Origin of the sequence: uncultured Arcticibacterium sp. (assembly GCF_964021845.1) — a bacterium.
In the GTDB taxonomy this organism is placed as follows: domain Bacteria; phylum Bacteroidota; class Bacteroidia; order Cytophagales; family Spirosomataceae; genus Arcticibacterium.
On record NZ_CAXHZC010000001.1, the window covers coordinates 1155858 to 1176997 of the forward strand.

Consider the following 21140-nt stretch of genomic DNA (forward strand, 5'->3'; position numbering starts at 1 on the left):
AAGCAGTTTAGGAATAGGGCTAAATATAAGATATGGCAAATAAAAGAGATTTTTACGAGGTACTGGGAGTATCAAAGGGAGCAACACCTGAAGAGCTAAAAAAAGCTTATAGAAAGTTAGCTATCAAGTATCACCCAGATAAAAACCCTGATGATAAAAGTGCAGAAGATAAATTCAAGGAAATAGCTGAGGCATATTCTGTTTTATCTGATGACCAGAAAAAAGCTAGGTATGACCAGTTTGGTCATGCTGGTATGGGTGGAGCTGCTGGAGGTGGCGGTCAAGGCGGTTTTACCGTTGATGACATTTTCAGCCAGTTTGGTGATATTTTTGGTGACGGTAGCCCGTTTGGTAGCTTCTTTGGTGGAAGCCAAGGGCGTGGCGGCGGTGGTCAGCGTGTCAGAAAAGGTTCTGATTTAAGAATTAAACTTACACTTACGCTTTCTGATATTGCCAAAGGCGTAGAAAAGAAAATAAAGGTAAAGCGTTATACCTCATGTAACACTTGCTCAGGAAACGGTGCTAAAAATGGTACTTCATTAACTACTTGTGGTACCTGTAATGGCCAGGGGCAAGTAAAAAGAGTACAGCAAACCATGCTAGGTCAAATGGTTTCTACCAGCACCTGCCCTACTTGTAATGGAGAAGGAAAAATGGTTTCTGAAAGATGTGAAGCTTGTTTTGGTGAAGGTCGTCAGTTAACAGAAGACCAAATAAATATCAAAATACCTGCCGGTGTATCAGAAGGTATGCAGCTTTCTATGAGTGGTAAAGGAAACGTTCCTGTAAGAGGTGGCGTTCCTGGTGATTTACTTATAGCTATTGAAGAGAAAGAGCATCCAGACCTTAAAAGAGATGGTCAGAATATTATTTTTGACCTTCCAGTCAATTTTGTTGATGCAGTTTTAGGAAAAGATTTAGAAATTCCAACCGTAGATGGTAAAGTTAAAATCAAACTTAAAACGGGAACTCAAGCAGGTGAAGTACTAAGATTAAGAGGAAAAGGACTTCCGAGTGTGAATGGTTACGGAACAGGCGACCAGCTGGTTCATGTAAATATTTATACACCTAGTTCAGTCACTTCTGAAGAGCAAACAATGCTTGAAAAGCTTAGAGATTCACCCAATTTTGCTCCAAGAAAAAATGCAAATAGCAAAACGATTTTCGATAAGATGAAAGACTTCTTTCAAGGATAATTAGCAATCTAAAATTGTAGATTTATGCTGAAACTCGCCGCTAAAAATTAGCGGCGAGTTTTTTTAGAACTTATAATTAACTCGCACGTTAATGCTTCTCCCGAGTTCATCAGCAAAATAACGTTGACGGTTTAAATAGTCTCGGTAGACTTCATTTAAGACATTTTCTATTTTTAATCCTAAGCCTAGGGTATTCTTCTTTATATGCAAAGAAGTATTAAAGCCTAGATTAATAAGCTGATAAGTGGCTGGTGGTGGCAAAAAATCTTGGTCCGCCTCTAAATTCTTCTGTTCAAAAACTACTTGATGCTCTAAACTAAGCGTAAACTCTTTTATGGAAAACTTCAAGGTATTGCTCCAATTATTTGAAGGCATGTAAACCAAAGGCTTATCATTGGTCAAATCTGTTCCTTTCAGAATAGCTGCTTTAGAAACCAACCTTACATGACTTACTGGCTCAAAAGACAATAGGAAATCGGCACCTATTAACTGAGCATTTGTTTGCTCATAGTTAAATATTGGAAACGCTCCCCTAATGGTTAATGTATTTTCAGTTTGAGCCTGTAAGTAAATAAAATCTCGAATGTTCTGATAATATGTCAAAACCTGAAAGAAGAGTTTCTTTTGAATCGCCAAATCAAGAGCTGCCGTTACTTTAAATGACTTCTCCGACTCCAAATCTATATTTCCTACTTCTATACTGCTTACTCCTTGGTGCAAACCAAAGCTGTAAAGCTCATTCACCGCAGGAGCCCTTAGTGTATAACCAGCGTTTAAATTAAACTTAAACGCTTTAGAAAAACTGTATTTAATTCCTGAGGAAATACTGTAGTTTTCAAACGTTCTGTTATAACGTACTATCTTCCTTGGTAAATCTCTGCTTATGGTGGCGGCATTTAATTGACGAATGTCTGTTCTTCCTCCAAACTCATAAAAAGCCTTATCGCTTTCCTTTTGATAAAACGCAAAAATTGAGCCTGTTAAGGCTACATAATCAGGAATCAAAGGTAAAATACCGGTCTCTGGGTTATTGGTATTGTCTTTTAAGTCGCCTTGAATCCCAGCTTTCACAAAGGCTCCATTACGCAAGCTTGTGCTGTAACTTCCTTCTAAAAAGTGACTATGCTGAAAAAGACTAAGTGCAGCTTGCTCTGACCTACCTGCTCTTCTTACATCAAACTCCTTTCTATTATCAATTTGACCTGCATATTGAAAAGTCAAAACAGAGGAGTTCTTATAATTTTTTGCCGTTTTTAGTTTTAACAAATGGTGATTTACTTTCTGAGAAGGAGCGTCTATTTCATAAGAAAAATCTTCTGAAGTAAAGAAAGGCTCCTCTCTATCAAAAGCAGACTCTAAATCAGTCAAATTACCAACATGAGCACCTCTTAATATACCTATTTCGGTATTAAATGTACTGAAGTACAAACTACTGTTCCATTTACCAATCACCTTTTCTAGCTGAATAGAACCATTGGCTTCTCTCCTACCAGAATTAGTTAAATAATAATTAGGTGTTTTTTGGTCCCCTATTCCTTTTATGCTTGCATTCAAACGCCAGCCCAAACCTTTAGAAAACTTTCTGAGCTCCGTATTAAAAGTATGGCCACGGCCATTGCTCTGAAATATATAATTCACGTTTCCGTGTAAGTGAGGCTCATGCTCAATAATATCAGGCTCTATCAAAACTACGCCACCCAGCGAACTTCCAGAATACTCTAAAGCACTAACACCTTTAATAACTGAAATGTGACCTGCCGAAAATGGGTCAATCTCAGGAGCGTGGTCGTTTCCCCACTGCTGGCCCGCCTGCTCTATCCCATTATTAAGCATGGTGATTCTGTTTCCATAAAGCCCGTCAATAATGGGTTTAGAAATACCAGAACCTGTTTTTAAAGAACTGACACCGCTGATAGTTTGCAGCAAATCACTGATGCTTTTATTGCTTTCTTTGGCTATTAAGTCTTTATCTATAGTATTGCTGTTTTGCGTACTAAAGTCAGCCCTATCGCCATGTACTAGCACCTCATCCATCAACTCTTCGTGATGATGTAAATAAATGTTTAATACTGTGTCATTTTTTATAACCAAGTATTGACTTAAAGGCTCACAACTAACGTGGCTAATTTTTAAATGCGTTTTGGTTGGGCATAGGCCCGCAAACTCAAAATAACCATCTATATCTGCAGATTTCCCCTTACTTATACTTTCTAAGTATATTGTAGCAAAGGGTAAGGCCTCACCAGTTACCTCGTCAAAGACCCTTCCCTTTAAGCTAATTTGACAATCTTGAGCCTTTAGCGTTCCACCAAAAACTAAGATTACCAATATTTTATTCCACTTCCACATTAAATGTTACTTCGATATCTGTTTCTCCACCTGCATTAGCAATTAAACCATCAGAAACACCTGACGCTTCTTTGCTAGGTTCATGCCTTAAAGTTATAACCAAAGTTCCGGTAGATACAGTTCCTGTCACTAAACGACTCTTTAAACCTACAGGAGTACCATTAATGTCGACGTCATCATACGAGATAGTAGCGTTTAAGCCGCCTGAAGCCTCAAAGAAAAACTGATGCTCATCACCCTCTTCATCTACTTCCTCGGTAATATTGTCAGCAGGGCTTATAGATTCATTTAGCAGTGTTATTGTTCCTGTGTAGGTTGTATTCGCTTGTAAAACCCCATTAGATATCACTGGTGCATTTCCACCATCACCGTCAATATCTTTAAAAGACAAGACTACCGTATCTCCACCGCCCTCTGGTACCAATTGGTAATTTAAAGTAGTTATTAATTCCTCTTCATTCGGAATGACTGGGTCATCCTTTTCACATGAAAAACTTAATAAAGCCACAAACAGAAAACCGCTAATTACTTTCAAACTCATTATTTAAATATTTTTTTATGCAACAATGTTGCAAACATAGTGCTTTTTAATAAATGCAACAACGTTGCAAGTGTTATTTTGTCAAAAAAAATACCTGCCATTTCTGACAGGTATCACTTATACTTTGACTACAAGCTTATTGTATTGATGCTATGTGCTTATCATAAACTTCTTTATAACTAGCCGCCAGTACCTGGTCATTTTGCTCAGTAATGTTTACCAGCATATTTAGGTCCCTTAAATCACTTTGAATAAAGCTCTGCACATTATCCATTCCCCATTGGGTAACTTCACCTGTTCGTTGCTTATTGATAAAATAAGTGAGTTGTTCATCCGCTCTTTTAACTATTACGTCTGATATTTCTTTTGCCTTTTCGCTCTCGCCAATCGCATAATAGAATGTTGCAAAATTAGCTGCTAACTGGTCAAAAGGAATAGATTCGTCTGGCATTACTTCTAAAGCTCGGTCTAAAACCTCTTTTGCTTTTTCATTATTCCCTTCTCTTACCAGTTGGTCTGCTAACCTTAAGAAAGCAAAACGGGCTGTAATGATTGGCACTTTCAAATAAGTTTCAGAATCATAATAAATGTCTGGATTATTAAGATTTCTCCACTCAAATTTATTCATGACATTCTCATACATCACATCGGTATTAACCACACCATCTCTAGCACCCGGTACCTGAACCGGCATCAGTCTGTATGCATAACCTTCTAACTCTAAGAATTCTTTCAAATTTAAATAAGAATTAGGCGATAACGTACCACCAAAATAGATTGGTCTTTCCCAGTTATTTTGAGCAATTATATCTAAAACCATGAGGTCATTTTTAAGCAAATCACGCTCACCAATGTTCCATTTCATTAGCCCTGTCAAACCTGCTTCATACTTTTCAGGAACAAAACCTTGAGCCCTAACGGCTTCAGCATCATACTCTAAAAACAAATTAGTAGATGGCAGTGTATTGATAAGTTCACCAGTAGAAACAGCCATTTGAATAGCTCTTTCATTGTTTCTGACCAAGTTCAAGTATTGCTTAAGGTTAATACCTGCTTTTACTTGCTCATTTGGATTCTCAACATATGGCAACTGGTCATTTATACCTTTTAAGAGTTGGTCTTTCGAGAAAGATATTGGCAAAGCCTCAGATTCATAAGTCTTGCGTTTCATTTGGTCAATGTACCAGTCTGTACCTAATAAACTTAGGTTACACACTCTTACGTCTGTTCTTATACCTTCTACTTCCTGAGCATACCAAAGTGGGAATGTATCGTTATCTCCACCGGTAAACAGGATTGCGTTTGGTGCTACAGAGTTAAGTAAGTTTTTAGCAAAATCTACCTGATGGTATCTATCAGAACGGTCATGACCTTTATAGGTTTGGCTTACCATTTGAAGTGGCACTATTAATCCAACAGCTACGGCTGCTATTGATTTTGACTTATCGTTCTTTAAAAACTTCAAGACAAAGTCTGCTATCGCCATAACGCCCAAGCCTACCCAAATTGCGAAAATATAAAAAGAACCTACATAGATATAATCTCTCTCTCGTGGTTCTATCGGAGGTGAATTTAGATAAACCACCAGTCCTAAACCTGTTAGTACAAACAAGAGAAACATGACTAAGAAGTCTTTATCTCTTCTTAAATATTGATAGAGCAAACCTAAAATTCCAAGAATGATTGGTAGAGCAAAGAAATTAGTTCGACCTCTGTTTTCTTGAATAGAGGTAGGTAAATCAGATGTTTTTTCAAAAATAGCCGTAGCACTTGAACCTTCTATATCTGAAGCTCGTCCCCAGAAATTCCAGAGGAAATAACGCCAATACATGTGCCCGAACTGATGACTCATCATAAATCGGAGGTTCTCTCCCATTTTAGGCTCCTGCGTTTCGTTAAGACCAAGTTTGCTTTTATAAAGTGCCACGTGTCTTGGGTCTTGACTCCAGATTCTAGGTAAAAGCATTTTACCACCCCAAACGTACTCTGGTGAATAATCATAAATCTCATACTTATCTTCACCCATTTTATAGTTCGGCGTTCCCTTATTAATGGCAGTAAGTTTTGAGGTATAAATTGGGCCGTATGTTAATGGCCTACTTCCGTATTGCTCTCTTTTAAGGTAATATGTAAAGCTTAAAACGTCAGAAGGGTCATTCTCGTTAATTGGAGGATTGTAATTTGACCTAATTAAGGCCAATGAATACGTAGAATAACCTACTAAAATGAAGGCAAATGAAATCAGAGCAGTATTGACCCATACTTTACTGTTTTTGCCAGACCAAATAATTCCGTAAGTCAGTGCGGCTATTAAAGCCAATACGAAGAAAATCATACCTGAACCAAATGGAAGGCCAAAGGAATTGACAAATAATTTTTCAAAGAAAAAACTAAAAGACGGAATTCCAGTAATAACTCCTACCATCAAAATCCCAAGTATCACTAAGCCTATCAGTAATGCAGAAATTATACCTGCAAGACTTACTTTACTTGTTTTTTTGTAATAAACCCAAAGGCCTAAAGCTGGAATAGTTACCAAGTTTAAAAGGTGAACTCCTATAGATAATCCAACTAAATAAGCTATAAAAATCAACCACTTATTAGCCGCGGCTTCGTCTTCTATTAATTCCCATTTCAATACTGCCCAAATAACAATGGCTGTAAAGAAGGATGACATTCCGTAAACCTCTGCCTCTACTGCTGAAAACCAGAATGAATCTGACCAAGTATAAACTAAAGCTCCTACTAAACTAGCTCCTAAAACCAATATGGTCTCTGAACCAGATAAGTCTTCTCCTTTTTTTCCAATAATTTTTCTTCCTAATAACGAAGTAGTCCAGAACATAAAAAGAATGGTAAAGGCACTGGCTAATACCGAAAGCATGTTTATGGTTAAAGCTACATTCTCCACATTGCCTCCGGCAAAAAGAGACGCTAAACGCCCTAGTAATAGGAAGAAAGGTGCACCAGCAGGGTGAGGAACCTGAAGCTTGTAAGCACAGGCTATGAACTCTCCACAGTCCCAAAAACTAGCCGTAGGTTCCACAGTGAGTGTATATGTTACAAAGGCAATTAGGAAAGCTAACCAACCGCCAATAGTATTCAATTTTTTAAAATCCATAAGTGTTTTATTAGATGCTTTTGATTTATCGGGTTATTTGCGGTCAAAATAACAAAATTCAGTCCAAACCGTTTTCATGTATGGGTTTAAATAGTGTTAAAACTTAATTAAAAGGTAATTGACCTTGCTTTTGAAGCTCTATAGCTATGGTATTAGTCTTCGTCTTTTTTTATTTTCAATTGCTTACCGAGGTTGACACTCTTTTCAATGGCTTTAGTAATAGCGATGAAGTCACTCTCATTGCCAACAAAATCCATGTCATTCACATCAATTTCAATAAGTTTCCCATGTTTATACTGACCAGAAAACTTCTTATAAAGCACATTTAAACTTTTAAGATAGTTTGGATCAATACTTTGCTCATAATCTCTGCCTCTTTTTTTGATTTGCTTCATAAGCTTAGGAATGTCAGCTTTAAGGTAAATCATTAAATCTGGTGGACTAATAGCCCTCATGATGGTATTAAAAAGCCCCTCGTAGGTTCTAAAATCAGTCTCATTTAAATGACCAGACTCATACAGGTTTTGTGCAAAAATGTAAGCGTCTTCATAAATTGTTCTATCCTGAATAATCGTTTTCTCCTCCTGAGATTTTATTTTTAGAACTTGTTCAAACCTAGAATTAAGAAAAAATACCTGCAAATGAAACGACCATTTGGGCATGTCGTCATAAAAAGGAGCCAGGTATGGATTATTATCAACAGCCTCATAATAGACCTCCCAGCCATAATGCTCCGCTAATTTCTCTGCTAATGTGGTTTTTCCGGCACCAATATTTCCGGTAATGGCAATATGCATAAGATGAAGAGTAGTATAGGTTCAATCCCAAAATTAGGACTTATACTGTCAATAATCATAGAAAAAGCCTAGAACCTTTATTAACTTTGCACTTGTATTTTGATAATGATATGAAAGAATTTAACGTAATACTTTATTACATCTATGCTCCCATTGAGAATCTGGTAGAATATAGAGATATACATCATCAGTTTTGCTTGGATAATAATTTGCTAGGGAGAATTATAGTAGCACCTGAAGGCTTAAATGGAACGGTTTCCGGTCTTAAAGAAGACTGTGAAGCCTATATGAAATGGATACAAGAAGATGGCAGGTTTGATGGTGTTGAGTTTAAAGTTGAACCTCATGAAGGTCATGCCTTTAAAAAGCTATACGTTAGGATTAAGAAAGAGATTGTACATTCTGAACTAGGTGTTGACCCTAATGTAAGAACTGGAAAGCACTTAGAACCCGATGAATTTAAGGCTATGATGCATGACGACGATGTGGTGCTAGTAGATATGCGTTCTAATTACGAGCACTCCGTAGGTAAATTTAAAGGTGCTGTGACATTTGACATGGGAAACCTTAGAGATTTGCCCGACCACGTTCAGGAAATTGACCATTTAAGAGACAAGAAAATAATTACTTACTGTACTGGAGGTATCAAGTGCGAAAAAGCAAGTGCATATCTTTTAGAGCAAGGTTTTGAAAACGTTTATCAACTACACGGTGGTATTATTAAATATGGTTTAGAAGCTGGTGGAGAAGATTTTGACGGTAAGTGCTATGTTTTTGATGGAAGACTCACCACTGATGTAAATTCTGTAAACCCAGAAGTCATTTCAAAATGCCATATCTGCGAGACTAAATCTGACAGAATGGTGAACTGTGCCAATCCTATTTGTAATCAGCATGTGCCTATTTGCGAAAAATGTGGTTGGGAAATGGAAGGAGCCTGCTCTAAAGCATGTAAAGAGCATCCAAAGAAAAGAGCCTATGATGGTACTGGTTACTATCAAAAGACCCTAGAAGGCTATAAGCCTGAAATAGCTGCCAGAACTCGTAAGAATACAAAGAAACTACACATAGTGGAAGACCTAGGTTTAAAGGAATCATAATCTTTTATTTTACGGTTTTTTAACTAAAAAGTGCTTTTTAGAGCATTAAATAAAGCATTTTTTTTGTCTTTTTAATTTCTAGTTTTCCGTTTAATAAAACTCTCTTTTATAAGGTAATAAAGTAAACTAACTTGGGATAATTTGATACATCATCTATCAAATTCCGATGTTCATTTTACGCCATACCTTAAACTAAGAGTAATGAAAAAACTAATTCCGTTCCTACTTCTAATTTCTTTTTCAAATTTCCTAAATGCACAAATCCAAAGTAAATCAAACGCTGCAGATGGTTCCATAACCATTTCTCCGAGTGGACTAATTTCAGCAAAAAGTGATGAAAGTAAATCAACTTATAACGTAGCTCTAGGGCCAAGTGCCTTGCTTAACAATGAGGCTAACGGAAGTAATAATACTGCCATTGGATACAGAAGCTTAACAGAAAACACAGAAGGAAGCTATAATACAGCCTTTGGATCAGTTTCACTTGTAAATAATACTTTAGGCTCTGCAAATAATGCATTCGGAAGCAGCTCACTTTTCAATAATACTGAAGGAAATAATAACACTGCAGCAGGTCATGTTTCCATGTATTATAACACTAGAGGAAACAGCAATACTGCATTTGGATATTCTTCTCTTAATGCAAATACTACAGGTAGTATAAATACAGCTGTTGGCTATCGTTCTCTTTGGTTTAATACAATTGGTTTTTATAATGTAGCTATAGGAGGCGAATCTCTTTCAAAAAATACCTCTGGGAATAATAATACTGCTGTGGGTTTCAAATCTCTTTACTTGAATACCGAAGGGGATTATAATACAACAATAGGAGGTGAATCATTGTCTAAAAATACTATTGGGATAAATAACACGGCTAATGGTTATAAAGCGATGTATAGCAATACCACAGGTAGTCACAATACTGCTCTTGGTTATACTGCACTATATACAAACTCCGAAGGAGAAAGAAATACGGCAATAGGCAGAAGCTCACTAACCGAAAACACTACTGGTGATAGAAATACAGGGGTAGGATACTTTGCCTTACAATCAAACACCACTGGTTATAGAAATACCGCCTTAGGTTACGACGCTGATGTATCTTCAGGTGATGTCAATAATTCTATAGTAATTGGTTATCAAGCCACAGTAGATGCCAGCAATAAAATCAGGATGGGAAATGCCTATATCACCGCTGCTGACATTGAGGTAGCTTGGAATGTTACCTCAGACCGCCGCAAGAAAGAGCACATTGAAAGAGTGCCATTGGGCTTAGACTTTGTCAATGCATTAAAGCCCGTCAGCTATCACCGAAAAAACAATGAAAAAGCTGATATAGAGTTTGGCCTAATTGCTCAAGAAGTTGAAGAGACTTTGAAAGACTTCGGCTTTTCGGAAAACGACCTAGGTTTTCTTGATAAAGGACCTGACGGATATTATTCAGTACGATATAATGACCTTATTTCTGTGCTTATTAGTGCTATTCAGGAGCAGCAAAAATTGCTAAATGTTCAAGACAATTCTTTGACTGAATTAAATGCCAAGATGGATAGAATTGAAGCGATGTTAAATGCTGACTCTGCTGCTAAAAGGTAAATAAGAGGGCTAATCATTACTTGTAAAAGTTAAGTTTATGTAAATAGTGGTATTGAAAAGCTATTCAAACTGGTTATAACCGCTTTGATACAAATCGTGATTTAAAATGGTCAGATTTTCAGTGTCATTTTAACTACTTTTGTTGCGAATTATAAAATCAACAAAATAGATGAAGCCACTGATAGTAGTAAGTAATGACGACGGTATAACCTCTCCGGGAATAGCGACTTTGATAGCCGCGGTTAAAGAAATTGGTGATGTATTTGTATTAGCTCCAGACAGCCCAAACTCGGGCATGGGACATGCCATTACGGTAGATAAAACATTACACACAAAGAAGTCTAATATTCATGAAGGCGTAGAAGCCTACGAATGTAGTGGAACCCCTGCCGACTGTGTAAAGCTAGCTAAGCACCATTATTTAAAAGGTAAAAAAATAGATTTAGTAGTAAGCGGTATTAATCATGGACATAACGCCTCCCTCTCTGTTTTATATTCCGGAACTATGGCTGCAGCAAGAGAGGCTTCCATAGAAGGAATACCTGCTATTGGCTTTTCTATTGATGATTTCAGCTATGATACAGACTTCTCGCATACCATTCCCTGGATTCAAAAGATTTGTAAAGCGGCTTTAGAAAATGGAATTCCTGAACACAATGCCTTAAATGTAAATTTCCCAAAAGGGTCAAATGAGCCTATTAAAGGAGTTAAGGTGGTCCGTCAAACTAATGGTTTATGGAAAGAAGAATTTGACGCAAGAAAAGACCCTCATGGCCGTCCATATTTTTGGATGGGTGGCGAATTTATAAATCATGAACCAGAATCTACCGATACAGATATATGGTGCTTAGAGAATAATTATGTGGCTATAGTGCCATGTCATTATGATATGACTAATTATGAAGGCATTAAAGAGCTTTCTGATTGGAAGTTTTAGAGATTATCAAAAGCTAGTACTTATGAACAAATGTCTTAAGCCAAGTTCATGAGTCTAGCTACCTTTAAAATACCCGCCACGCTTAAAGAGTCTGTAATTTCATTATTCATCACCATTTCTAAGGCCTCCGAGATATGTACTTTTTTGACCTTTAGGTCTTCTGTATCTTCTGGCTGTGCTTGACTTTGAGAAAGGCCTTTGGCTGTGAATACATAGCCCACTTCTTTACAGACAGAGTTTGATGTATGTATTTTAAGAAGAAGTTCATATTCTTCGGCTATTAGGCCTGTCTCCTCTTTTAATTCTCTTTTGGCACATGCTACCCACTCCTCGCCTATTGGGCAGCCGCCTTCAGGAATTTCCCAAGAATATTCGTCAAGTGGAACGCGGTATTGACCTACCAACCAAGTATAACCTTCACTATCAATAGGAATAATTCCTATTGCTATGTTTTTGAAATTTACTTGTCCATAAATGGCAGGGTTACCATTTGGGTTGAGCATTTCTTTATGAACCACCTGTATCCAATTATTCTCGTATTTAGTTTCTTCGGAAAGGGTTCTCCAAGGACTTTTCTTTTCTATCATGACTGCGAAATTAGTAGAAATAGGTAAGTTTGATAGTCTCAAACAGAAAGTAATCCTGGAACCCAACAGTAAAAATATAAATCAGAAAGCCATTACCCTTTCATTAGCAGTAGGTGTGATACTGATGCTAATAAAATTTTCCGCCTACTTTCTAACCAATTCCACTGCTATTCTTACAGATGCTTCGGAGTCTGTGGTTAATGTGGCTGCTGCTGCATTTGCTTTATATTCTATTTACATTTCAAACCGACCAAAAGATAGAAACCATCCATATGGTCATGGTAAAATTGAGTTTTTCTCTAGCGGCCTAGAAGGTACCATGATAATCATGGCTGGAGTCCTAATGATTATTCCAGCAGTCTATTCCTTTTTAGAAAAGAGCCCAGTAACCGAAATAAATAACGGAATTTGGCTTGTTTTAATAACCATGTTTATCAATGGTATTTTAGGCTATTATCTCATAAATGTTGGAAATAAAAATGACTCTATTGCTTTAAAAGCAGATGGTAAACATTTATTAGTTGACAGTTATAGTAGTGCTGCATTAATAGTTGGGCTTCTCTTAGTAAAATGGAGCGGTAAAAGCTATATAGATGGTGTATTAGCTTTAGTGTTGGCGGCCTTTATTATCTATAATGGTATTAAAATACTTCGAAAGTCGGTAAGTGGATTAATGGATGAGCTAGACGAAGACACCCTAAAAACACTCCTTGAGATTCTAAATAAAAATAGAAAAGAGAGTTGGATTGATGTACATAATTTGAGAATTCAGAAGTATGGAGCCGACATACATGTAGACTGCCATCTGACACTCCCCTACTACCTTAGCCTTGAAGATGCTCATACGCAAGTAGGGCTTTTTGAAAACATGGTGGAATCTAATTATCCGTCTGAAGTAGAAGTTTTCATTCATTCAGACCCTTGTATACCCGAATGCTGCCATTACTGCCAAATAAAAAACTGTGAAGTTAGAAAAGAGGATTTCACAGGAATAAAGAAGTGGACGCGAAACAGGATATTGTCAAACGCAAAGCATTTTGTGGAGTAAGTAATGTACACTAGAGACATAGCTTTAATCTACTTGCTGGTTAAGAATGGCGATAATCACTCATAGCTATTAAAACTAATTATTAATTTCACGCATTATTTTACTTTACTATTCATTTAATTATACACATGAAAAAGCAATTTTTCTTATTTTTTATAAGCTTAGTTAGCTTAAACGCTTCTGCCCAATGGGTTAAACTATTTGACGGAAAAACTTTTGATAATTGGCATATCTACAACCACCCAGGTGAACCAGTTAGCGACAAATGGACCATTAAAGATGGTGCCATGGTATTTAACCCAGAAGGTAAAAGTGACTGGAAGGTAAACGATTTGGTAACCGATAAAGACTTTGAAAATTTTGAATTACGCCTAGAGTGGAAAATTGAAAAAGGCGGAAATAGTGGAATTTTTTACGGCGTAAAAGAGGATGCCAAATTGCGTACGCCTTATATGAGTGGTCCTGAAATTCAAGTTTTAGATAACGAAAACCACCCAGATGGTAAAAATGGTGCTAATAGATTAGCTGGTTCTCTTTATGACATGATTCCATCAAAGTCTAAAGCAAAGCCTTATGAAGTCTGGAACAAGGTTAAAATAGTTAAAAACAACAACATGATGACCATCTGGCAAAATGGTGAATTAGCTGTTACATTCCCTACTTCTGGTCCAGAATGGGATAAAATGGTAGCTGGTAGTAAGTTTAAAGGATGGAATGATTTCGGAAAATATGCCACCGGAAAAATCGGTCTTCAAGACCATAGCAACGTAGTTTCTTTCAGAAAAATTAAGATTAAGGAGCTCTAGAATGGCCTTATTTAAATTTATTGAGCCATTAAACTTTTCAGTTTAATGGCTTTTTTATAACTAAATTTCTAAGCCAGTTTAATGCGAGTAAAAACCTTTCTCATGATTAAAGTAATAGCAATATCTACAGCTATACCAATCATAAAAGCATTTCCGATGCTCATAATCGGTAATAAATGAGCTTGCAAATATAAAAATGTAGTAAAGCCAAAAATACCGGTAAGCTGACCAATGAAAATACTTCTGACTTGGCTTATTCCCTGCGTATAGTTCACAAAAATGGCTAAAACAGCCGTCATAACAGGAAATGGTGTCAATATTCCACTCCATGTAGGACCTAGTAAATCGGCAAAATAGGTAATTAGAATTACAAAGAGTGTTATCATTATCATTCTGAGAGGTATCTCAAAACGAAGTATTTTTCGGCTTTTAACTCTTTCTGTTTTGACCGTAGGAAAAAACTTTAAACATGGAAGTATGAAGAGTAAAGTTATCACATACCATACATTGACACTAAAAAGTGGCGTTACTTTTTGCAGAGCTAATCCCGTCAAAAGATAAGCCATATAGCCCGCCATAATACTCACAAAAATGTTTTGCTTTTGACCTATCACTATGTACGTCATACAAAACACCAACCAAGCCATAATACCCACCATTACTCCCGGAATGGCACTTATAGCAAAATCGGCTCCTTGCTCTAAAGCAATAAAAAGGATAATAGGACCTGCCACCCATGGCAAACTAGCTATAACACCTCCAAGATTGTTTCCCCACTTCTTGCTTATGTAAGTTACCCCAGCAATTACTGGTGGCATTATTATAATTTTTATTAAAAAAGTATTCATGCAGCAAATATTAATTGAATATTCAAATTAAGCCAAACTGCTATGTGTTTTGTGCTATATAAACAAAAAAACTCCATAAACTAGATGTCTATGGAGCATAAAAAGTAAGTATACTTCTTAGTATTTTAACTCTCCTCTGCGTAAGCTTATCATTCTTATAAATTCATTTCTTGTTTCTGGATTGTCAAACTCTCCTCCGTAAAAAGAGGTCACGGTAGATGATGTCTGGTCGTTAATACCTCTAGAAGAAACACACATGTGGTCTGCATCTAAAATTACCGCTACGCTGTCTGTACCTAAAACCGTTTTAAGAGCTTCGCCAATTTGAATGGTCATTCGTTCTTGCACCTGCGGCCTTCTAGCAAAATGATTTACTACGCGGTGAAGTTTTGACAAACCTATTACATGCCCATTAGCTATGTAAGCTACATGAGCTTTCCCCACTATAGGCACAAAATGGTGCTCACAGTTAGAATGAAACATGATATCACGCTCCACCAACATTTCATTGTACTTATAATGGTTTTTAAAATGCGTAAGGGCTGGCAAGTTTTTCGGATTTAATCCAGAAAAAAGCTCTTTTACGTACATCTTAGCGACTCGCCTTGGCGTTCCACTCAAACTATCATCTGTCAAGTCAAGACCCATGATTTGCATAATTTGACTAAAATGTTCTTCGATTTTCTGCATTTTAGTATCATCATCCATTTCAAACGCATCTTTACGAAGTGGCGTATCAAAAATATTGGTAGAGATGTGGTCATCGCCAATTTCATCAATCTGGCGTTCCGTCCTGTTATCCTGGGTATTCGACATAATTTCTTTCTGTTTCATAGAGCCTTACTTTAAGGTCAAGCTCGTGGTTATTTAAGGCTCTTTCTAATTTTTCGTAAATCACAATAGCAATATTCTCCGCTGTTGGGTTTAACTCTTTAAACTCTGGTACATCTAAATTCAGATTTTTATGGTCAAAAGCATCCAAAACATGCTCCTTAATCAAATCAGAAAGTACTTTAATGTCTATAACATATCCAGTTTCGGGATTTACCTCTCCTACCACTTTGATATCTAGGTTATAATTGTGACCATGAAAGTTTGGGTTATTGCATTTACCAAAAACAGCATCATTCTTTTCATCAGACCAATCTGGTCTATGTAACCTATGAGCGGCATTAAAATGCTCTTTCCTAAAAACTGCTACTTTTCTATTCAATAGTTTGAGATTTGAGATAAAGAAATTAAAAACAAAGTCTGTGCTTCATATTTCTTATCGGATAGAGATTTAAACTCTTTTGAAAATGGATAACTGAAATATAAGCGAATACGTTCATTTACGAATTCTAGTTTCTAACAGATCCACATCCATTTTATTAAAAGCAATATTTTTAAAATTCTCTAAGTATTGAAAACTAAAAACTATTTAATGTAGCTTTTCGTTGAACTATAGATCCTCATTATAAAAGTATCTATGGCTATGAAAACCTTCCAATTCTCCACTTATCTTGTATTTCAAATTATTCTTTTCCCTATTAGCTTTTTTGGGCTCGTCCTGAGTACTATAAAATATTGGGCTTTAAGAAACGCTGTAAAACTTCCCGTTTCAGTAACCAATCCACTTTTTAACAAATGGGTGCTTCATACCTTTAAACAGAGAAAAGATGTAGGTGCTGTAGAAATGCTGAGCAATTTACCTGAAATTTCTATGGCAGGGCTTTGGTATATGTTTCTCCCTGCAATTATAGCAAATAGATTGACCGGTTATTTGCCAAGTTTTGCCCGTATTTCACAACGAGAAAAAGAATCTATTTATACCCTATTAGCATCTAGAACCGTCTTTTTTGACAAAATTTATGAAGAGAATCTTGAAGGAATTGAACAAGTCGTGCTCATTGGAGCGGGTTTTGACACACGCTTAATAAAGTATTGTAAACATAAAAAAATTGCAGCTTTCGAATTAGACAGTAAAGCGGTTTTAGAACAAAAAAAATCTGTTTCTCAAAGAGCTGAATTAGACCAATCATGGATTAATACTATCTCAACAGACTTCAAAAGTCTTGATTGGGTGAAAAAATTATTCCTAAAAGGTTTCCAAAAAGAAAAGAAAACTCTTTTCCTCTTAGAAGGTTACACCACCAGTGCAGACGAAAACGAGTTAATTCAAACTTTAAAAGAAATTTCTAAAATTTGCTCTAAAGGCAGCCAAGTCGCTTTTGACTTTTATTCTATGGAGTTTCAAGAGCAACGTCAGGAGTCTTTTAAATTAAAAGATAAGCTTTTGATAAGGCTTAATGGACAAAAACTAAAGTTTGGCATTGAGATGACTGCTGCTCCTAAAGTTTACTTGACCAACCTTATGACCTATGCTGACATGTTTCTGACGGATTTTGTAATGATGGGCGACTTCACCCCTACTAGCCGGCCTTTAGGGGCATTAGTTTTAGCTCAAAAACACTAGTAAAGAAGAATTATAAATTAATTCAGCCTACTAAAAGTAAAATAATCGATAGTTATTAAGAAATATATAAGGTCTTTTATCTATTTTTAAAATAATTTAATAACTAACCTTTTCGTATGACTGATAATAGTTCTAAAAACAATCTGGTTCCAATGCTTATAATTGGAGCTATGTTCTTCATTTTTGGATTTGTAACCTGGATAAACGGGGTTCTTATTCCGTTTATGAAAACCATCAATGAATTAACTGACACTCAGGCTTATTTAGTAGCTACTGCTTCCTATGTCGCTTTTGTGGTGATGGCATTGCCCTCTTCTTATTTATTAAAAAAAGTAGGCTATAAAAAAGGAATGTCAATAGGCTTAATGATTATGGCTGTTGGGGCATTGGTATTTATTCCTGCCGCAGAAGCCAGAACGTATTGGATGTTTTTAGCTGGTATATTTATTCAAGGTACCGGTATGACGCTTATGCAAACTGCCGCTAACCCTTACATTACCATATTAGGACCTATAGAAAGTGGAGCAAAAAGAATTGCAATGATGGGTATTGCTAATAAAGTGGCAGGCTCCATTGGCTCCATCGTTTTTGGAACTTTATTGTTATCTGGCATAGATGATGTAAAAGATAAATTAAGTCTTGTTTCGTCAGATGAAAAGTCACAATTACTTGACACCATGGCTAATAGTGTGGTAACGCCTTATATTATAATGGCCACTGTTTTGTTTTTATTCGGTTTATTGATTTTAAAAGCACCATTACCAGAATTAGAAGGTGACGTGGACGAAGAAGTGGCAGAAGGAACAACGGCGAAAACTAGCATATTCCAGTTTCCTCATTTATGGTTAGGAGTATTAGCCTTGTTTGTTTACGTAGGTGCTGAAGTAATTGCTGGTGATTCTATTATTGCCTACGGATTATCTTTAGGATTACCTGCAGAGCAAGCTAGTAATTTCACCTCCTATACCCTTATGGCTATGGTATTTACCTATGCTTTGGGTGTATTATTAATACCAAAATACCTTAGTCAAGGTTTAGCTTTAAAAATTAGTGCGGCTTTAGGAATTGTTTTTTCAATTTGTATTTTAATGACAACAGGCTTCACCTCTGTACTTTTTGTGGCAGCATTGGGTATTGCAAATGCCTTGGTTTGGCCAGCTATTTGGCCATTAACGCTTCATGGCTTAGGTAAATTCACCAAAACGGGCTCCGCTTTATTGGTAATGGCAATTTCGGGTGGTGCTATAATTCCACCTTTGTACGGTAGAATAGTGGACGCAGGTAAACACGACCTAGTGACTAATGGCATAGCAGAAGCAGAAGCACTGGCTAGCTCTTCTAATAGCAGTTATTGGATATTGTTACCGTGCTATATTATCATTCTTTATTATGCTATTTGGGGGCATAAAGTTGGGTTTAAGAAATAAAACTATAAGCTTAACAGAATTGGAAGAGGCTGTCTCAAAAGTGTGAGACAGCCTCTTTTTGTTTTATCCTTATCTCTGAAAATACTTTTAGCAATATATTTTCAAAGCTTAGTTTTTACTTATGAGATTATAGAGCATCCCGCTTTATCTTTCGATCACTATACCTTCAAAATCCTTCAAACTGGGTAATATCAGTTTCAAATTGCCATTAGCGTAAGTAAAAGCCAACTTTTCTTCACCCTGCATGATCCAGACCTTACTTGGTTTAAAGTCCACCTTTATATTCAATCCGATGTTTTGTTGCGTATGAGGTTCAAAGTAAGTATTGCCGCTAAAGCCTGTCAAATTCACCAAGTGTAGAATATGTCCATTTGATTTAAAGGGCGTATGGATAGTTACTCCTTCTTTATTCATCATAAAATCTTGAAGTATAAGTTCAACCCGCGGATGAGCAGAAGTAATAATTTCATCAAAAGCTTCAGCATGAATATTTTTCAGAACATCCAGTACTAGGTTTTTATGTTGCTCGTAACCATGCTGGTAATATATCTTACCTATGTTTATAGGCATAAGCACATTTGAATTCTCTTTAATTCCTGCTCCAAAGTAACCTGTAGGCTCATGACCACCTATCATTTCTGGTGGTCCTGGTCTTCCTTTGCTCAGTATAGGTAGTAGTTTTTCTACCTCATTATCAAATTCATAAAGTCCGAGATTGAATTTAAAATGAACCATGCTTTGGCCCTCAAAGCTTTTAAAAATATCCTTTCTCTTTGGCCTTAAGTAATTCCCCGCTCCGTCGTTTTCTGATTTGTCAATACTCGCTCCGAATAGCTCTTTTAACACCACTGGCTTATCAAAAAGGCTCGTATTGGTAGCTATAAGTTTAACACCTGCTTTAGAAATCTCTTTTAAAGCTGCTATATTTTCATCACTCAGGTAATTGATATCTGGCATTATGAGCACTTTATACTTCTCCTTTATTTTGTCTTCAAGGTTAGCCAAATGATTGTCTTGAATAACATCAAACTGCACATGGGCTTCTTTTAGCATCAGTGAAATCCCGCGATATTCCTGCATTTTATCACCTCCTGGCCAGTATCCGGGAGCTAAAACAGCCACGCTGGCTAAACTCTCATATTTACCAAAGTAGGGTTCATACTTCTTTTGATGAGCATAAATCTTTTTCATAGTGTCAAAGTTTCGCTCATCTTCATAGTCACGCATATCACCCATCATACTCACATCGGTCCCACTGCCGTTGGCTATATTCTCATAGAGCCTAATACTTATCTCTTCTGGTTCTATAGCATTATATCGACTTTGAAATGAAATCTGCTGAATGCTGGCATTACTTACAATTTTGTTCGGGAATGTTTGCTCTATATGATTGGTATTATCAGAGGCCGTGTAAGGCCAATACGGCAAACCATGTGTCTGACTTTCATGCCTAATAATGTCAACAGACTCTTCTAAATAAGTGCATATCGCTATTTTTTTACCTGAGGCACACTCCACTTTTCCATCGGCAGAACGCTTCTCAGCAGAAGACTTTACTACTTTATGCAGTCGCTTGGACCAATCTTCTATACTTGCCGTCTTAAATTCCAAATACTTATTAAAAACGGGGTCACTTCTATCTTCTTTTAGTGGTAATGTAAGTCCACCACTCCATTTCCGAAAAACTTCTTTATCATATTCATTTTGGTCAATACCTACATAAATATTTTCATAAGGGTTTCGGGTTTGATAGCCTGGCATGTTTAAAAATATTCCGTCAATGTCAAACCTCGAAATTACTTCCTCTACTATTTTAAAAGCCTTTTCTTGTACATAAGGGGCATTTATACTTACCACATATTTGTCGGTATTGATAATTCTCTCACCTTTTTCCGAAATATAAAACCAGTCTGGATGTGCCTCAAAAATAGTTTCATGTGCCCTACTGAAATCAAAACGAATTATTACCCGGATTCCGTTTTCATGGCAACGCTCCACTATCCTTCCCATTTCGCCAGGTTTCATGTAAGGATTGGTATATTCAAAATCTAAATCTGACTGATAAAAGGACATAATACCAGCCCCATTAATTATTAAAGTATTGGCAGAGAAAGCCTTTAAATCTTCCACAATCTCGTCGGCATCTATGTTTGCTGCTTCATAGGCAGGCAAGTTCATTTGAATAAGCCGAAGGTTGTTTCGTTTCCACCATTCAGAGTCATCTGAAGCTGAGATTGGCTTTTGAGCTAAAATGGAAAAAGGGATTACTAAAAGGGCAAGTAGTTTTATAAATTTCATTTTGAGAAGGTTGAATTTCTGAAATTTACGAGGG

Annotated in this window: 17 protein-coding genes; 8 read left to right on the plus strand and 9 right to left on the minus strand. The window is 36.6% G+C overall.

The genetic code is table 11. The features are described 5' to 3' along the window. Positions 1 to 32 precede the first annotated feature (32 nt). Complete coding sequence (gene dnaJ, locus AADJ06_RS04890; RefSeq protein WP_341225283.1) at positions 33 to 1196, plus strand: molecular chaperone DnaJ; 1164 nt, start codon at positions 33 to 35, stop codon at positions 1194 to 1196. Positions 1197 to 1259: 63 nt separating this feature from the next. Here dnaJ and AADJ06_RS04895 read toward each other — a convergent pair whose 3' ends face one another. From AADJ06_RS04895 to AADJ06_RS04910, 4 genes are all read right to left on the minus strand, one after another. Further along, complete coding sequence (locus AADJ06_RS04895) at positions 1260 to 3545, minus strand: TonB-dependent receptor (protein ID WP_341225284.1); 2286 nt, start codon at positions 3543 to 3545, stop codon at positions 1260 to 1262. Then, complete coding sequence (locus AADJ06_RS04900) at positions 3529 to 4086, minus strand: hypothetical protein (RefSeq protein ID WP_341225285.1); 558 nt, start codon at positions 4084 to 4086, stop codon at positions 3529 to 3531. Before AADJ06_RS04900 ends, AADJ06_RS04895 begins: the two co-directional genes overlap by 17 nt. Before the next feature lie 136 nt (positions 4087 to 4222). After that, a complete protein-coding gene (locus AADJ06_RS04905; RefSeq protein ID WP_341225286.1) occupies positions 4223 to 7207 on the minus strand; it encodes a DUF2723 domain-containing protein in 2985 nt (994 codons plus the stop codon). Between the two features lie 152 nt (positions 7208 to 7359). Next, entirely contained in the window at positions 7360 to 8004 is a 645-nt protein-coding gene (locus tag AADJ06_RS04910; RefSeq protein WP_341225287.1) for a deoxynucleoside kinase, read from the minus strand. 110 nt (positions 8005 to 8114) lie between these two features. Between AADJ06_RS04910 and AADJ06_RS04915 the strand changes: the two genes are divergently transcribed. The 3 genes from AADJ06_RS04915 to surE all read left to right on the plus strand — a co-directional run bounded on the left by AADJ06_RS04915 (position 8115) and on the right by surE (position 11637). Next, positions 8115 to 9104, plus strand: a complete 990-nt coding sequence (locus AADJ06_RS04915; RefSeq protein ID WP_341225288.1) for a rhodanese-related sulfurtransferase — start codon at positions 8115 to 8117, stop codon at positions 9102 to 9104. 201 nt (positions 9105 to 9305) lie between these two features. Continuing rightward, positions 9306 to 10700: a tail fiber domain-containing protein gene (locus AADJ06_RS04920; protein ID WP_341225289.1), complete on the plus strand. Its 1395-nt coding sequence runs from the start codon at positions 9306 to 9308 to the stop codon at positions 10698 to 10700. A 169-nt stretch (positions 10701 to 10869) separates the two neighbouring features. Further along, positions 10870 to 11637, plus strand: coding sequence for a 5'/3'-nucleotidase SurE (gene surE / locus AADJ06_RS04925; RefSeq protein ID WP_341225290.1), 768 nt, complete (start codon positions 10870 to 10872; stop codon positions 11635 to 11637). Positions 11638 to 11672: 35 nt separating this feature from the next. Here the strand turns inward: surE and AADJ06_RS04930 are convergent, their stop codons facing one another. Further along, positions 11673 to 12224: an NUDIX hydrolase gene (locus tag AADJ06_RS04930; protein ID WP_341225291.1), complete on the minus strand. Its 552-nt coding sequence runs from the start codon at positions 12222 to 12224 to the stop codon at positions 11673 to 11675. Here AADJ06_RS04930 and AADJ06_RS04935 point away from each other — a divergent pair. Next, entirely contained in the window at positions 12223 to 13272 is a 1050-nt protein-coding gene (locus AADJ06_RS04935) for a cation diffusion facilitator family transporter (protein WP_341225292.1), read from the plus strand. The two genes, AADJ06_RS04930 and AADJ06_RS04935, sit on opposite strands and share 2 nt — an antisense overlap. Before the next feature lie 128 nt (positions 13273 to 13400). Continuing rightward, a complete protein-coding gene (locus tag AADJ06_RS04940; protein ID WP_341225293.1) occupies positions 13401 to 14078 on the plus strand; it encodes a DUF1080 domain-containing protein in 678 nt (225 codons plus the stop codon). A 68-nt stretch (positions 14079 to 14146) separates the two neighbouring features. On the opposite strand, the gene AADJ06_RS04945 is transcribed toward AADJ06_RS04940, so the two are convergent. The 3 genes from AADJ06_RS04945 to AADJ06_RS04955 form a co-directional block, all read right to left on the minus strand. Continuing rightward, positions 14147 to 14896 carry a hypothetical protein gene (locus AADJ06_RS04945; protein ID WP_341225294.1) on the minus strand — a complete coding sequence of 250 codons (750 nt, stop codon included), beginning with the start codon at positions 14894 to 14896 and terminating at the stop codon, positions 14147 to 14149. A gap of 147 nt (positions 14897 to 15043) precedes the next feature. Next, complete coding sequence (gene folE, locus AADJ06_RS04950) at positions 15044 to 15760, minus strand: GTP cyclohydrolase I FolE (protein ID WP_341225295.1); 717 nt, start codon at positions 15758 to 15760, stop codon at positions 15044 to 15046. Then, positions 15723 to 16139 carry a 6-carboxytetrahydropterin synthase gene (locus AADJ06_RS04955; RefSeq protein ID WP_341225296.1) on the minus strand — a complete coding sequence of 139 codons (417 nt, stop codon included), beginning with the start codon at positions 16137 to 16139 and terminating at the stop codon, positions 15723 to 15725. Before AADJ06_RS04955 ends, folE begins: the two co-directional genes overlap by 38 nt. A gap of 261 nt (positions 16140 to 16400) precedes the next feature. On the opposite strand from AADJ06_RS04955, the gene AADJ06_RS04960 reads away from it, so the two are divergent. Continuing rightward, positions 16401 to 17381: an SAM-dependent methyltransferase gene (locus tag AADJ06_RS04960; RefSeq protein WP_341225297.1), complete on the plus strand. Its 981-nt coding sequence runs from the start codon at positions 16401 to 16403 to the stop codon at positions 17379 to 17381. A 116-nt stretch (positions 17382 to 17497) separates the two neighbouring features. Next, the gene (locus AADJ06_RS04965) at positions 17498 to 18808 is read left to right on the plus strand and encodes a sugar MFS transporter (protein ID WP_341225298.1); all 1311 of its coding nucleotides are present in this window, start codon (positions 17498 to 17500) and stop codon (positions 18806 to 18808) included. Positions 18809 to 18952: 144 nt separating this feature from the next. Here AADJ06_RS04965 and AADJ06_RS04970 read toward each other — a convergent pair whose 3' ends face one another. Then, positions 18953 to 21106, minus strand: a complete 2154-nt coding sequence (locus AADJ06_RS04970; protein WP_341225299.1) for an alpha-amylase family protein — start codon at positions 21104 to 21106, stop codon at positions 18953 to 18955. Between the last annotated feature and the right edge of the window lie 34 nt (positions 21107 to 21140).